Origin of the sequence: Sphaerotilus microaerophilus, from assembly GCF_023734135.1 — a bacterium.
Taxonomy (GTDB): Bacteria; Pseudomonadota; Gammaproteobacteria; order Burkholderiales; family Burkholderiaceae_C; genus Sphaerotilus; species Sphaerotilus microaerophilus.
This window is the reverse complement of sequence record NZ_AP025730.1, coordinates 5,387,562-5,402,276: the sequence shown is the minus strand read 5'-3', so window position 1 is coordinate 5,402,276 and position 14,715 is coordinate 5,387,562. Positions and strand designations below refer to the sequence as shown.

Below are 14,715 nucleotides of genomic sequence, written 5' to 3'. Positions count from 1 at the left end.
CAGACTGAATCCAGTTGTGTGCGGGAGTGCTTGGCGCGGGTCAAGCGCCGCGACGGGGCCCACCCCGTCCTTGTGACAGTTCAAGGAAACCGTGGGCACATCGCCCGAACAATGGCGCTCGCCGACCGGAGTGCCGCCCATGTCCCCGCCCACGTTCCCGCCCACGCTGCAGTCACCGAACCGGCCCTCGATCCGGCCGTCGATCACCGCGCGCATCGACGCCATCACCGAGATCGCGCCGGCCTGGCGCAGCACCACACCGCCTGCGCCGCGCTCGGTGAAGATCGAGCTGACGGGGCGCTGCAACTTCCGCTGCTCGTTCTGCGCCCACAACCAGCGCCTGCGCCAGGTGGGGGAGATGGACCGAGGCTTCTTCGAGCGCATCCTGCCCGAGATGCGCGCGGCCGGCGTCGAGGAGCTGGGGCTGTTCTACCTGGGCGAATCCTTCCTCTGCGACTGGCTGCCCGAGGCGGTGGCCTGCGCCAAGCGGGTCGGCTTCGACTATGTCTTCCTGACCACCAACGGCTCGGTGTCCACGCCCGACAAGGTCGAGGCCTGCATGGCCGCGGGGCTGGACTCGCTGAAGTTCTCGCTCAACTACGCGGACCAGGCGCAGTTCGAGTCGATCGCGCGGGTCAAGGGCCCCCTGTTCGAGCAGATCGCCGAGCATGTGCGTGCGGCCCATGCGCTGCGCGAGGCAGGTGGCCACCGCTGCGGCCTGTTCGGCTCCTACATCGACTACGACGGCGAGCAGGGCGAGCGCATCCACGCCTACATCGACGCGCTGCGGCCGTACCTGGACGAGGTCTACGCCCTGCCGCTCTACAACCAGGCGGCGCTGATCGACAACGACGAGTGGCGCTTCGTGCAGGGCAACCGCGGCCGGGCCGCTGCGCTGCGTGACCCGCTGCCCTGCTGGAGCATCTTCACCGAGGGGCACATTTCCTTCGACGGCCGGCTCAGTGCCTGCTGCTTCGACCACGACCAGCGTTTCAGCATGGGTGACCTCACCCGGCTGTCCTTCATGGAGGCCTGGAACAGCCCGGCCTTTCAATCCCTGCGGGCCGCGCACCTGCGCCGCGACGTGCGTGGCACGATCTGCGAGCAGTGCGTGGCCTGTGGCTGAGGCCTGCGGTGCCCACCGGTGCCCGGCCCCTTCACCCTGGAGAACCCACCGATGTCCGAACTGCTGCTTGACCGTCCCCTGGGCGACCTCGCGAGCGCCATCCCTGGCGCGACGGCCGTGTTCCACCGCCATCACCTCGACTTCTGCTGCGGCGGGCGCCAGAGCCTGCGCGCCGCGGCGGCGGGCCGTGGTGAGGATCCCGCGGCGGTGGCGGCCGAACTGGCCGAGCTGCAGCGCCAGCCGGCCGCCGGCGAGCGCGACTGGCGCCAGGCCCGCGCGGGCGAGCTGATCGACCACATCCTGGTGCGCTTCCACGAACGCCACCGCGCCCAGTTGCCCGAGCTGATCCGCCTGGCGAACAAGGTCGAGACCGTGCATGCCGACAGCGCCGACTGCCCGCGCGGGCTGACCAACCACCTGGAGGCGATGCAGCAGGACCTGCTCAACCACATGCTCAAGGAGGAGCAGATCCTGTTCCCGCTGCTGCGGCACGGCTCGGCGGCCTTTGTCCCGGGGCCCATCGCGATGATGCGCGATGAGCACGACCTGCACGGCGCCGCCCTGGCGCGCATGGTCGAGCTGGCCGGGGGGCTCACGCCGCCCGAGGGCGCCTGCACCACCTGGCGCGCCCTGATCGCCGGGCTGCAGGTGCTGCGCGAGGACCTGATGCAGCACATCCACCTGGAGAACAACGTGCTGTTCGAAGGCCAGACGGTGGAAGTCGCCAGCGCAGTACCGGCCCGCCAGAGCGGCTGCTGCGGCTCCTGCGGCGGCGGCCGGGGCTGACCGGAACGGGCACCGGCTGGAGGGCGAGCCCCGTGCTGAATCCCAGGCCGCCCTCAGTGGCCTGATCCGCTTCGCGCAGCCATGAGCTGGCGGCCCATTACAGTCGGGCGATGAGCATGGTTGCTGAACGCTGGACCCTCGGCGCCAAGCTGGCGCTGACCAGCGTGCCCTTCATCCTGGCCGGGTTGTTGATGACCGGTCTGACGCTGTGGGTGTCCTGGCAGCTTGACGGCGGGGCCGCCGCGGTGAACGAGGCCGGCCGCCTGCGCATGCAGGCCTATCGATTGGCCTGGTCCACCGTGGACGTTGCCGCCGCGCCGCGCCGCATCGAACTGCTGAAGGAGGTCGAACGCAGCTTCGTGCTGCTGGAGCATGGCGACGTCGACCGACCCTTGTTCGTTCCCAAGGGCCCCGATGTGCAGGACCGTTTCCTGCTCGCCAAGGCGGCGTGGCAGGACCTGCGGGCACTGCATGAACCGGCCGGGCTGTACACCTCGCACGCACGACTGGACCAGGCCACCGCGGAACTGGTGCTTCGCATCGACCGCCTGGTCAGTGCCATCGAGAAGCACCTGGCGCGTTACACCGCCATCATGCATCTGCTGCAGATCGGTCTGCTGATGCTCGGCGTGATCGCCGCACTGGTGCTGATGATGGTGGGCTACCGCTTCGTGCTCGAGCCTGTGGCGGACTTGAAGCATGCCGTGGCTGCGCTGCGCGGGGGTGACCTCACCACGCGCGTGCAACCTACCACCAGCGACGAGCTGGGAGCGCTGGCCGTGGGTTTCAACGAGATGGCAGAGAGGCTGCAGGCTTCCTATGCCGATCTGGAGGAGCGCGTTCGCAGGAAGACCGCCGAGCTGGAGGATCAACGGGCCCGGCTGCAGGCGCTCTACGACGTCAGCGTGCTGGTGGCGCGCGCGGGCAACCTGACCGAGCTGGCGGCAGGGTTCAGCCGTCGGGTGCGCGAGGTGGCGCATGCCGATGCGTCGGCCCTGCGCTGGGCCGATGTGGGCAAGGCCCAGTTCGTCATGCTCGCTGGAGATGGGCTGCCGACCTCGATGGCCGAGGAAGAACATTGCATCCGTGCCGACGAGTGCTTCTGCGGCCACCTGACCAGCGCACCGGATACCCGCACGATCCCGATCCGAGGCGTTCCCAGCGAGCGGCGTTCGCACTGTGAACGAGCGGGCTGGGCCAGCATCGTGGCGGTGCCGATCCGTGTGCAGGAGCGGTTGCTGGGCGAGCTGAATCTGTTCTTCCACGCCGAGGTCTCTCTCTCGGACGCCGACCGCGCGATGCTGGAAACCATCTGCACGCACCTGGCCAGCGGCATGGAGAACCTGCGCCTGCGCGCGCTGGAACGCGAGGCGGCCGTGGCCGAGGAGCGGGGTTTCCTGGCGCGTGAGCTGCACGACTCGATCGCCCAATCGCTGGCATTCCTGAACATCCAGGCGCAGCTGATGCGCAAGGCGATGGCGCGGCACGACCTGCCGCGCATATCGGAGGTACTCGCCGAGATCGAGCTGGGTTTGCACGAGAGCCACGGCGACGTGCGCGAGCTGCTGGTGCACTTCCGCACCCGCACGAACACGGAGGACATCGAGCCGGCGCTGCAGGCCACGCTCAGCAAGTTCGAGCACCAGAGCGGCGTGCCGGCGACCCTGACGGTGCATGGCCACGGCCTGCCGCTGGCGTCGGATGTGCAGGTGCAGGCGCTGCACATCGTGCAGGAGGCGCTGTCGAACGTGCGCAAGCATGCCGCGGCGTCGCATGTCTGGCTCGACGTCTGGAAGCAGCCGCAGTGGCGCTTCGAGGTGCGCGACGACGGGGTGGGCTTCGTGTACCCGGGCGATGGATCGCCCGAACCGGTGGACGGTGACACCCACGTCGGCCTGCACATCATGCGCGAGCGCGCCGAGCGTCTGTGTGCAGCCCTGACGCTCGATTCGCAGCCAGGCCGTGGAACCCGCCTGGTGCTGACCCTGCCGCCCGGACAGGGCTCTGCTGCGGCGTCGTCTCAGGGGCCGACGAAGGGGCCGGCGAAGGGGCCGCCCCGCGTGCCACCCGCGCCCACGCAGCAGGCATGATCCAGTCCGTGATGAGCCCGCCACCCACGATCCGCTTGCTTGTGGTCGATGACCACACGTTGTTCCGCCGTGCCCTGACGGCGCTGCTCGGCAGCGAGCCAGGGCTGGAGGTGGTGGGCGACGCGGCCGATGCCGGCGAGGCACAGCGCAAGGCCGAGCGCCTGCAACCGGATGTGATCCTGCTGGACAACCACCTCCCCGGCGTGGCGGGTGTCCAGGCGATTCCCGCGCTGCTGGAAGCCTGCCCGCATGCCCGCGTGATCATGCTCACCGTGAGCGAAGACGAGCAGGACCTGGCCGCCGCACTGCGTGCCGGGGCGGCGGGCTACCTGCTCAAGACCATCGAGGGCGATGCACTCGCCCAGGCCATCGTGCGGGCCATGCGGGGTGACTCCGTGGTGGCGCCGGAGATGACCGGCAAGCTGGTGGCCGTCTTCCGTCAATCGGCTGCGGCGCCCGAGGGCGTGTCGAGCCTGCTGCCCATCGGGCCACTGGACGGGTTGTCGCCGCGCGAGCGCGAGATCCTGGGGGCGATCGGCCGGGGCGCCACCAACAAGGAGATCGCGCGGGAGTTCGGCATCGCCGAGTCGACCGTCAAGATCCATGTGCAGCACCTGCTGCGCAAGCTCGACGTCGCTTCACGCGTGCAGTTGGCGGTGATCGCGTCCAGCCAGGGGCTGGGCTGAATCGGGTTGATCTGACTCAAGTGCGGATCGGCCGGCGGAGCCGGTAGTTCTCTCGAACTATGCCCCGGTGTGGCGGCATCGGCCATCCGCCGCGCTGCGTCGCGTCCTCCGGCGGATGTTCGCTCGCCAGGGGTGTTCCTAGGATTGTCCGTGTCGTGCATCCCGTTGTGCACGCCCGAGCAACCAAAGGAACGCTCTCATGAGCAAGCAAGCCCAGGCCCTGTCGGTGCTGGTGGTCAGCACCCTGGCCTTCACTGTGTGCTTCATGGTGTGGATGATGTTTGGCGTCATCGGCATCCCGCTGAAGAAGCAGCTTGGCCTGAACGCGACCGAGTTCGGCCTGCTCACCGCCATGCCGGTGCTCACCGGCTCGCTGATCCGCGTGCCGCTGGGCATCTGGACCGACCGCTTCGGTGGGCGCATCGTGCTGGCCGTGCTGCTGGCCGTCACCGTGCCGCCGATCTTCCTGATGGGCTACGCCACGCAGTACTGGCAGTTCCTCGTGATCGGCCTGTTCGTCGGCCTGGCCGGCGGGGCGTTCTCGGTGGGCACGCCCTACGTCGCGCGCTGGTTTCCGAAGAACCGACAGGGTTTTGCGATGGGCGTGTTCGGCGCCGGCAACTCGGGGGCGGCGGTCAACAAGTTCGTCGCGCCCAGCCTGGTGGTGGCCTTCGGCTGGACGATGGTGCCGCAGGTCTATGCCGCGGTGATGCTGGGCACGCTGGTCCTCTTCTGGTTGTTCAGCCACAGCGACCCGGACCACCACGTCTCGCACGACGTGAAGTTCGTCGACCAGCTCAAGATGCTCAAGGACCCGAAGGTACTGAAGTACTGCCAGTACTACAGCATCGTCTTCGGCGGCTACGTCGCGCTGTCGCTGTGGATGGTGCAGTACTACGTCGGCGAGTTCGGGCTGGACATCCGCAGCGCCGCGCTGCTGGCGGCCTGCTTCAGCCTGCCCGGGGGCGTGCTGCGCGCCATCGGTGGTTGGCTGAGTGATCGCTTCGGCGCCCACGCGGTGACCTGGTGGGTCATGTGGGCCAGCTGGGTCTGCCTGTTCCTGCTGAGCTACCCGCAGACCGATTTCACCGTGCAGACGGTCAACGGGGCGCGGACCTTCCACATCGGCCTGAACGTCTACAGCTTCACCGCGCTGATGTTCGCACTCGGGATTGCCTGGGCCTTCGGCAAGGCCAGCGTCTTCAAGTACATCAGCGACGAGTACCACGCCAACATCGGCACGGTCAGCGGCATCGTCGGCCTGGCAGGAGGCATGGGTGGCTTCATCCTGCCGATCCTCTTTGGCGCGCTGATGGACTGGACGGGGGTGCGCTCCAGCGCCTTCATGCTGCTGTACGGCGTGGTCTGGGTCTCGCTGATCTGGATGTACTGGACCGAGGTGCGCCGCACCGAACTGATGGGCCACCAGGCGCCGGTGGCGCCGTTCACGCAGTCCTTCGCCCGCTGACGCCGGTGCACCGGCTTCCTCCCAACCTAGAAGACCATTCATGAGCACACGCACGAGCACGCTGCCGGCCGGCAGCGGCCATCGCAGCGCCGCCGACATCGAGGACTGGCGCCCCGAGGACGACACCTTCTGGAACCGCACCGGCAAGGCGATTGCCTACCGCAACCTCTGGCTGTCGGTGCCGGCGCTGCTGTGCGGCTTCGCCGTCTGGGGCATGTGGGGCATCATCAGCGTGCAGATGCTCAACCTGGGGTTCCCCTTCACCCAGGCCGAGCTGTTCACGCTCACGGCCATCGCCGGCATCTCCGGCGCGACGATGCGCATCCCGGCGTCCTTCCTGGTGCGCCTGGCGGGTGGGCGCAACACCGTCTTCCTGACCACCGCGATGCTGCTGTCGCCGGCCATCGGCACGGGCATCGCGCTGCAGCACCCGGAGTGGCCACTGTGGGTGTTCCAGCTGATGGCGCTGTGGTCGGGCGTGGGCGGCGGCAATTTCGCCAGCTCGATGTCCAACATCAGCACCTTCTTTCCCAAGCGGCTGCAGGGCACCGCCCTGGGCCTGAACGGCGGGCTGGGCAACTTCGGCGTCACCACGATGCAGATCGTCATCCCGCTGGTGATGACCGTCGGGCTGTTCGGCGCGCTGGGTGGCGACCCGACGGTGCTGAAGAAGGACAGCGGCTGGATCCTCGGCAAGATCGTGGCCGGTACGCCGACCTGGATCCAGAACGCTGGTTTCGCCTGGGTGATCTCGCTGCTGCCGCTGTCGATCGCCTGCTGGTGGGGCATGAACAACCTGAAGACGGTGTCGCCCTCGACCGGCAACCCGTTCACGGCGTTCGCCAAGATCATCTACCTGTACTCGCTGGCGTTCGTGCCCTCGATCGCCATCTTGTACATCTACCTGCCCAAGCCCACCGGCCTCGGGCTGATCAACATGTGGGTGGCGGTGCCGCTGGACATCGTCTGCGCCCTGATGGTGATGAAGCTGGCGGCCTTCGGCCCGATGAAGGAGAACATCGCCAAGCAGTTCGAGATCTTCAAGAACAAGCACACCTGGTCGATGACGGCGCTGTACATCGTCACCTTCGGCTCCTTCATCGGCTTCTCGATGGCGCTGCCCCTGGCGATCACGGTGATCTTCGGCATCAGCCACGTGCCCGATGCCAACGGCGTGATGCAGCACACGCTGAAGAACCCGAACGCGCCCTCGGCCTTCACCTACGCCTGGCTCGGCCCCTTCATCGGCGCCGCGGTGCGGCCCGTGGGTGGCTGGATCGCCGACAAGTGGGGCGGCTCGCTGGTCACACAGATCATCTCGGCCATCCTGGTGGGCGGCTCGGTGGCCACCGGCATGGTGATGACGCAGGCCTATGCCTCGGCCACGCCGGAGCAGTACTTCCCGACCTTCCTGGGCCTGATCCTGCTGCTGTTCTTCGCCAGCGGCATCGGCAACGGCAGCACCTTCCGCACCATCGGTGTGGTGTTCGACCGCCAGCAGGCCGGCCCCGCGCTGGGCTGGACCTCCGCGGTGGCCGCCTATGGCGCCTTCATCGCCCCGGTGGTGATCGGTGACCAGATCAAGCGCGGCACGCCGCAGCTGGCCTTCTACGGATTCGCGGTCTTCTACGCGCTGTGCCTGGTCCTGAACTGGTGGTTCTACCTGCGCAGCAACGCCTACGTGAAGAACCCCTGATCGCCGCACCCGGGCGCAGAAGCCGCGCCCGGCCGCCGGCCCCCCTTTTCTCAAGAGGACACGATGAGTCACTTTCTAGACCGCCTCAATCACTTCGCGTTGCCCAAGGAAAGCTTCTCCAACGGTCACGGCGTCGCCACCGGCGAAGACCGGACCTGGGAGGACGCCTATCGCAACCGCTGGGCGCACGACAAGATCGTGCGCTCCACCCACGGCGCCAACTGCACCGGCTCCTGCTCCTGGAAGATCTACGTCAAGGGCGGCATCGTCACCTGGGAAACCCAGCAGACCGACTACCCGCGCACCCGCTGGGACCTGCCCAACCATGAGCCGCGCGGCTGCCAGCGCGGCGCCAGCTACAGCTGGTACCTGTACAGCGCCAACCGCGTCAAGCACCCGATGGTGCGCGGTCGCCTGCTCAAGCACTGGCGCGAGGCCCGCCTGAAGCATGCCCCGGTGGACGCCTGGGCCGCCCTGATGGCCGACTCCGCCAAGCGCCGCGACTACCAGAAGGTGCGGGGCCTGGGCGGCTTCGTGCGCTCGAGCTGGGACGAGGTCAACGAGCTCATCGCCGCGGCCAACGTCTACACCGCCAAGCAGCATGGGCCGGACCGCATCGTCGGCTTCTCGCCGATCCCGGCCATGTCGATGGTCAGCTACGCCGCCGGCAGCCGCTACCTCAGCCTGATCGGCGGCGTGCCGCTGAGCTTCTACGACTGGTATTGCGACCTGCCTCCCTCCTCGCCGCAGATCTGGGGCGAGCAGACCGACGTGCCGGAATCGGCCGACTGGTACAACTCCAGCTTCATCATTGCCTGGGGCTCCAACGTCCCGCAGACCCGCACGCCAGACGCCCACTTCTTCACCGAGGTGCGCTACAAGGGCACCAAGACGGTGGCGGTGACGCCCGACTATTCCGAGGTCGCCAAGCTGGCCGACCTGTGGATGCACCCCAAGCAGGGCACCGATGCGGCGCTGGCGATGGCCATGGGCCACGTCATCCTCAAGGAGTTCTACTTCGACCGCCGCGCGCCGTACTTCGACGACTACGCGCGCCGCTACACCGACCTGCCGCTGCTCGTGCAGCTCGAGCAACAGACACTGGAGGACGGCAGCACCGCCCTGGTGCCGGGGCGCTTCGTGCGCGCCACCGACTTCGCCGACTCGCTCGGCCAGACCAACAACCCGGACTGGAAGACGGTGGCCCTCGACGCCAGCGGTCAGGTCGTCGTGCCCAACGGCTCGATCGGCTTCCGCTGGGGCCCGGACGGCCGGGCCGACCAGGGCAAGTGGAACCTGGAAGCCAAGGAAGGCGGCGCGGACGCGGAGGTGTCGCTCAAGCTGTCGTTGATGGAGGCCAACGCCGACGGCAGCAACGCGGCGCACCAGGTGGCCGAGATCGCCTTCCCGTATTTCGGCGGCGTGGTCAACCCGCACTTCAAGTCCAACAAGCAGGGCGGCGCGATCCGCCGCGTCAAGGTACCGGTCACCCGCCTGGGGCCGGATGGCCCGTGGGTGGCCACCGTGTTCGATCTGCAGGTGGGGCAATACGGCGTCGAGCGCGGCCTGGGCGACGGTGCCAAGAGCTTCGACGACAACGCCGCCTACACCCCGGCCTGGCAGGAGAGCATCACCGGGGTGCCGCGCCAGCAGGTCATCACGGTGGCGCGCCAGTTCGCCGAGACGGCCGAGAAGACCCACGGCAAGGCCATGGTGATCATCGGCGCGGCGATGAACCACTGGTACCACGCCGACATGAACTACCGCGGCGTCATCAACATGCTGATGATGTGCGGCTGCATCGGCCAGAGCGGCGGCGGCTGGGCCCACTACGTGGGTCAGGAGAAGCTGCGCCCGCAGACCGGCTGGACCGCGCTGGCCTTCGCGCTGGACTGGCTGCGCCCGCCGCGCCAGCAGAACGGCACCAGCTTCTTCTACGCCCACACCGACCAGTGGCGCTACGAGAAGCTGGGCATGGACGAGATCCTCTCCCCACTGGCCGACAAGCAGGCCTACAAGGGCAGCGCGATCGACTTCAACGTGCGCGCCGAACGCATGGGCTGGCTGCCCTCGACGCCGCAGCTCAACGTCAACCCGCTGACGCTGGCGCGTGAAGCCAAGGCCGCCGGCGTCGATGCGAAGGACTACACCGTTGCCGCGATCAAGGCCGGCAAGATCGACTTCGCCTGCCACGACCCGGATGCGCCGCAGAACTGGCCGCGCAACATGTTCGTCTGGCGCAGCAACATCCTGGGCTCCAGCGGCAAGGGCCACGAGTACTTCCTCAAGCACCTGCTGGGCACCAGCAACGGTGTGCAGGGCAAGGACCTGGGTCCGCAAGACGCCAAGCCCACCGAGGTGAAGTGGCACGCGCAGGCACCGGAAGGCAAGCTCGACCTGCTGGTCACGCTGGACTTCCGCATGAGCACGACCTGCCTGTACTCGGACATCGTGCTGCCCGCGGCGACCTGGTACGAGAAGAACGACCTCAACACCAGCGACATGCACCCCTTCATCCACCCGCTGTCCGCGGCGGTGGACCCGGCCTGGCAGAGCCGCAGCGACTGGGAGATCTACAAGGGCTTCGCCAGGAAGTTCAGCGAGCTCTGCGTCGGCCACCTCGGCGTCGAGCAGGAGGTGGTGCTCACGCCGCTGCTGCACGACACCCCGGGAGAGCTGGGCCAGCCGCTGGGCGTGGCCGACTGGAAGCGCGGCGAGTGCGAACTGATCCCGGGCAAGACCGCGCCCTCGATCTCGATCGTCGAGCGAGACTACCCGAACGTCTACAAGCGTTTCACCGCGCTGGGCCCCTTGATGAACAAGCTGGGCAACGGCGGCAAGGGCATCGGCTGGAACACCCAGGTCGAGGTCAAGCAGCTCGGCGAGCTCAACGGTGTGGTGCGCGACGAGGGCGTGACCAAGGGCATGCCGAAGATCGAGACCGACATCGACGCCACCGAGGTGATCCTGCAGCTCGCCCCCGAGACCAACGGGCACGTGGCGGTGAAGGCCTGGGAGGCGCTGGGCAAGGCCACCGGCCGCGACCACACCCACCTGGCGCTGTACCGCGAGGACGAGAAGATCCGCTACCGCGATGTGCAGGCGCAGCCGCGCAAGATCATCAGCTCGCCCACCTGGAGCGGCATCGAAAGCGAGACCGTTTCCTACAACGCCGGCTACACCAACGTGCACGAGCTGATCCCCTGGCGCACGCTGACCGGGCGCCAGCAGTTCTACCAGGACCACGCCTGGATGATCGCCTTCGGCGAGGGCTTCTCCAGCTACCGCCCGCCGGTGGACGTGAAGGCCACCGCCGAACTGCACAACCAGCGCGGCAACGGCAACCCGGAAATCCTGCTGAACTTCATCACACCGCACCAGAAGTGGGGCATCCACTCCACCTACACCGACAACCTGATGATGCTGACCCTCTCGCGGGGCGGCCCGATCATCTGGCTCAGCGAGGTGGATGCCAAGAAGATCGGCGTGGAGGACAACGACTGGGTCGAGCTCTTCAACGTCAACGGGGCGATCGCTGCGCGTGCGGTGGTCAGTCAGCGCGTCAATGAAGGCATGACGCTGATGTACCACGCGCAGGAAAAGATCGTGAACACGCCCGGCAGCGAGATCACGAACGTGCGCGGTGGCATCCACAACTCGGTCACCCGCATCGTCGTCAAGCCCACCCACATGGTCGGCGGCTACGCGCAGCTCAGCTACGGGTTCAACTACTACGGAACCATCGGTACCAACCGCGACGAGTTCGTGATCGTGCGCAAGATGAAGAAGGTCGACTGGCTGGACACGCCGGTCGGTGCCGAGCGCATCACGACCGTCCAGGCCCAAGGAGAAAACGCATGAAGGTCCGCGCCCAAATCGGCATGGTGCTGAACCTGGACAAGTGCATCGGCTGCCACACCTGTTCGGTCACCTGCAAGAACGTCTGGACCAGCCGTCCCGGCGTCGAATACGCCTGGTTCAACAACGTCGAGACCAAGCCCGGCATCGGCTATCCCAAGGAGTGGGAGAACCAGTCCAAGTGGAACGGTGGCTGGGTGCGCAAGGCCGACGGCAGCATCGCCCCGCGCCAGGGGGGCAAGTGGCAGCTGCTGATGAAGATCTTCGCCAACCCGAACCTGCCGGAGATCGACGACTACTACGAGCCCTTCACCTTCGACTACGACCACCTGCAGAGTGCGCCGGAGATGAAGGCCGCGCCGACCGCCCGGCCGCGCAGCCTGATCACCGGCCAGCAGATGGACAAGATCGTCTGGGGTCCGAACTGGGAGGAGATCCTCGGCGGCGAGTTCTCCAAGCGCAGCAAGGACGCGAATTTCGAGGGCTTCGATGCGGCGCAGAAGGCCATGGTGGGGGAGTTCGAGAACACCTTCATGATGTACCTGCCGCGCCTGTGCGAACACTGCCTGAACCCGGCCTGCGTCGCATCGTGTCCGTCCGGCAGCATCTACAAGCGCGAGGAAGATGGCATCGTCCTGATCGACCAGGACAAGTGCCGCGGCTGGCGCATGTGCGTCTCGGGCTGCCCGTACAAGAAGATCTACTACAACTGGAAGAGCGGCAAGGCCGAGAAGTGCATCTTCTGCTACCCGCGCATCGAGTCGGGCCAGCCGACGGTGTGCTCGGAAACCTGCGTGGGCCGCATCCGCTACCTGGGCGTGCTGCTCTATGACGCCGACCGCATCGCCGAGGCCGCCAGCGTCGAGAAGGACCGTGACCTCTATCAGGCCCAGCTCGACGTCTTCCTGGACCCGCACGACCCCAAGGTGATCGAGCAGGCCCGCCGTGACGGCATCCCCGAAGCCTGGCTGGAGGCTGCGCGCAAGAGCCCGGTCTACAAGATGGCGATGGAGTGGAAGGTCGCGCTGCCGCTGCACCCCGAGTACCGCACGCTGCCGATGGTCTGGTACATCCCGCCGCTGTCGCCGATCACCTCGGCGGCCAATGCCGGCCAGATTGGCGTCAACGGCCAGATACCGGACGTGAATCAGCTGCGCATCCCGGTGCGCTACCTGGCCAACCTGCTGACTGCCGGCGACACCGTGCCGGTGGTGAACGCCCTGGAGCGCATGTTGGCGATGCGGGCCTACAACCGCAGCAAGCACGTGGACGGCGTCAACAACCAGGCGGTGCTCGACCAAGTCGGCCTGACCCAGCACATGGTCGACGACATGTACCAGGTGATGGCGATCGCCAACTACGAGGACCGCTTCGTCATCCCCACCACGCACCGTGAGTACGCCGAGAACGCCTTCAATGTGCGCGGCGGCTGCGGCTTCAGCTTCGGCAACGGCTGCTCGGAGGGCGTGGGTGAGACCAGCCTGTTCGGCAGCGACAAGAAGCGCACCATTCCCATCAAGGCGGAGATCTGACATGGGCAACCTGTTCAAGGCGTCCCCTCCGCCTGCGTCGCGTACGCTGCGTGTGCTGGCCCGGTTGCTGGGTTACCCGGATGCGGAGTTGCGTGCCAACCTGTCGGCCATGAGCCAGGCGCTGCACGACGAGGCGGCGCTGTCGAAGCAGCGACTGGCCGAGCTGGATGCGCTGCTGGCGCAACTCGGCCGGCTCGATGCGCTGGATGTCGAAGCCGACTACGTGCAGTTGTTCGACAGCGGCCGGCGCACCTCGCTGCACCTGTTCGAGCACGTGCACGGCGACTCGCGCGAGCGGGGGCCGGCCATGATCGACCTGGCGCAGACCTACGAGAAGGGCGACCTGTACCTGGCCGAAGGCGAGATGCCCGACCACCTGCCGGTGGTGCTGGAGTTCGCCTCGACCCAGCCGCCGCGCGAGGCCACCGGCTTCCTCGGCGAGATCGCCCACCTGATCAACGTGATCTTCAACGCACTGGAAAAGCGCGAGAGCCGTTACGCCAGCGTGATGGGCGCGCTGCTCGACCTGGCGGGCGAGCCGTCCCGGCCGGTGCAGATCGCCGACGAGGAGCCGATCGACGAGAGCTGGGAGGAGCCCGCGGCCTTCGACGGCTGCCACTCCACCGGCCAGGAACGCCCGGGCGACGCCAAGCCCGTGCACATCGTCCGGCGCCCCGCCGGCTCTGATCCCCAGCGTTCGGGAGCTTCCGCATGAGCACCGCATACAACTTTCTCTTTGTTGTCTATCCCTACATCTGCCTGGCAGTGTTCTTCATGGGCAGCCTGGCGCGCTTCGACCGCGACCAGTACACCTGGAAGAGTGACAGCTCGCAGCTGCTGCGCACCGGTCAGCTGCGCTGGGGCAGCAACCTGTTCCACGGCGGGATCCTGTTCCTGTTCTTCGGCCACCTGTTGGGCCAGCTGACGCCACATGCGGTGTATGGGCTGCTGCTGACGTCGTCGCAGAAGCAGTTGGTGGCCGTCGTCGCCGGCGGCGTGGCGGGCACCGCCTGCTTCATCGGCCTGACGTTGCTGCTGCACCGCCGGCTGAGCGACCCGCGCATCCGGCTGACCAGCCACCGCACCGACATCGCCATCCTGGTGATCCTGTGGGTGCAGCTGGCGCTGGGCCTGTCCACGCTGCCGTCGTCGCTGCACCACGTGGCCGAGCCCGTCACCATGCTGAGACTGGCCACCTACCTGCAAGGCATTGCCACGCTGAACCCCGATGCGGCCCTGGTCGCCGGCGTGGAGTGGCACTTCCAGGTCCACATGGTGCTTGGCATGACGATCTTCCTGCTCTTCCCCTTCAGCCGCCTGGTGCACGTGTGGAGCGGCTTTGCTTCGCTGGGCTATGTGCTGCGGCCCTACCAGCTGGTGCGGGCTCGTCGCCTGAACCTGCCGGCAGGCCACAACACCCCGCGCCGGGTGATCTGAGCGGTCTTGCACGGCCGCGTACACCAGCACGAACGA

Annotated in this window: 10 protein-coding genes; all 10 read left to right on the top strand. The window is 67.4% G+C overall.

Features of this window, described 5'->3' with window-relative positions:
* Positions 1 to 139 precede the first annotated feature (139 nt).
* The 10 genes from NGK70_RS23230 to narI all read left to right on the top strand — a co-directional run bounded on the left by NGK70_RS23230 (position 140) and on the right by narI (position 14,679).
* Complete coding sequence (locus tag NGK70_RS23230) at positions 140 to 1,126, top strand: radical SAM/SPASM domain-containing protein (RefSeq protein WP_251970821.1); 987 nt, start codon at positions 140 to 142, stop codon at positions 1,124 to 1,126.
* A gap of 51 nt (positions 1,127 to 1,177) precedes the next feature.
* Positions 1,178 to 1,912: an iron-sulfur cluster repair protein YtfE gene (gene ytfE / locus NGK70_RS23225; protein ID WP_251970820.1), complete on the top strand. Its 735-nt coding sequence runs from the start codon at positions 1,178 to 1,180 to the stop codon at positions 1,910 to 1,912.
* A gap of 116 nt (positions 1,913 to 2,028) precedes the next feature.
* A complete protein-coding gene (locus tag NGK70_RS23220; RefSeq protein WP_251970819.1) occupies positions 2,029 to 4,002 on the top strand; it encodes a type IV pili methyl-accepting chemotaxis transducer N-terminal domain-containing protein in 1,974 nt (657 codons plus the stop codon).
* Positions 4,003 to 4,013: 11 nt separating this feature from the next.
* Positions 4,014 to 4,688 (top strand): response regulator, encoded by a 675-nt coding sequence (locus tag NGK70_RS23215; protein WP_251970818.1) that lies wholly within the window; start codon positions 4,014 to 4,016, stop codon positions 4,686 to 4,688.
* Positions 4,689 to 4,887: 199 nt separating this feature from the next.
* Positions 4,888 to 6,156, top strand: a complete 1,269-nt coding sequence (locus NGK70_RS23210) for an MFS transporter (protein WP_251970817.1) — start codon at positions 4,888 to 4,890, stop codon at positions 6,154 to 6,156.
* A 40-nt stretch (positions 6,157 to 6,196) separates the two neighbouring features.
* Complete coding sequence (locus NGK70_RS23205) at positions 6,197 to 7,852, top strand: MFS transporter (protein WP_251970816.1); 1,656 nt, start codon at positions 6,197 to 6,199, stop codon at positions 7,850 to 7,852.
* A gap of 63 nt (positions 7,853 to 7,915) precedes the next feature.
* Positions 7,916 to 11,713 (top strand): nitrate reductase subunit alpha, encoded by a 3,798-nt coding sequence (locus NGK70_RS23200; RefSeq protein WP_251970815.1) that lies wholly within the window; start codon positions 7,916 to 7,918, stop codon positions 11,711 to 11,713.
* A complete protein-coding gene (gene narH / locus NGK70_RS23195) occupies positions 11,710 to 13,242 on the top strand; it encodes a nitrate reductase subunit beta (RefSeq protein WP_251970814.1) in 1,533 nt (510 codons plus the stop codon). The genes NGK70_RS23200 and narH overlap by 4 nt, the downstream gene beginning before the upstream one ends.
* A 1-nt stretch (position 13,243) precedes the next feature.
* Positions 13,244 to 13,957 (top strand): nitrate reductase molybdenum cofactor assembly chaperone, encoded by a 714-nt coding sequence (gene narJ, locus NGK70_RS23190; RefSeq protein ID WP_251970813.1) that lies wholly within the window; start codon positions 13,244 to 13,246, stop codon positions 13,955 to 13,957.
* The gene (gene narI, locus NGK70_RS23185; protein WP_251970812.1) at positions 13,954 to 14,679 is read left to right on the top strand and encodes a respiratory nitrate reductase subunit gamma; all 726 of its coding nucleotides are present in this window, start codon (positions 13,954 to 13,956) and stop codon (positions 14,677 to 14,679) included. The genes narJ and narI overlap by 4 nt, the downstream gene beginning before the upstream one ends.
* Positions 14,680 to 14,715 lie beyond the last annotated feature (36 nt).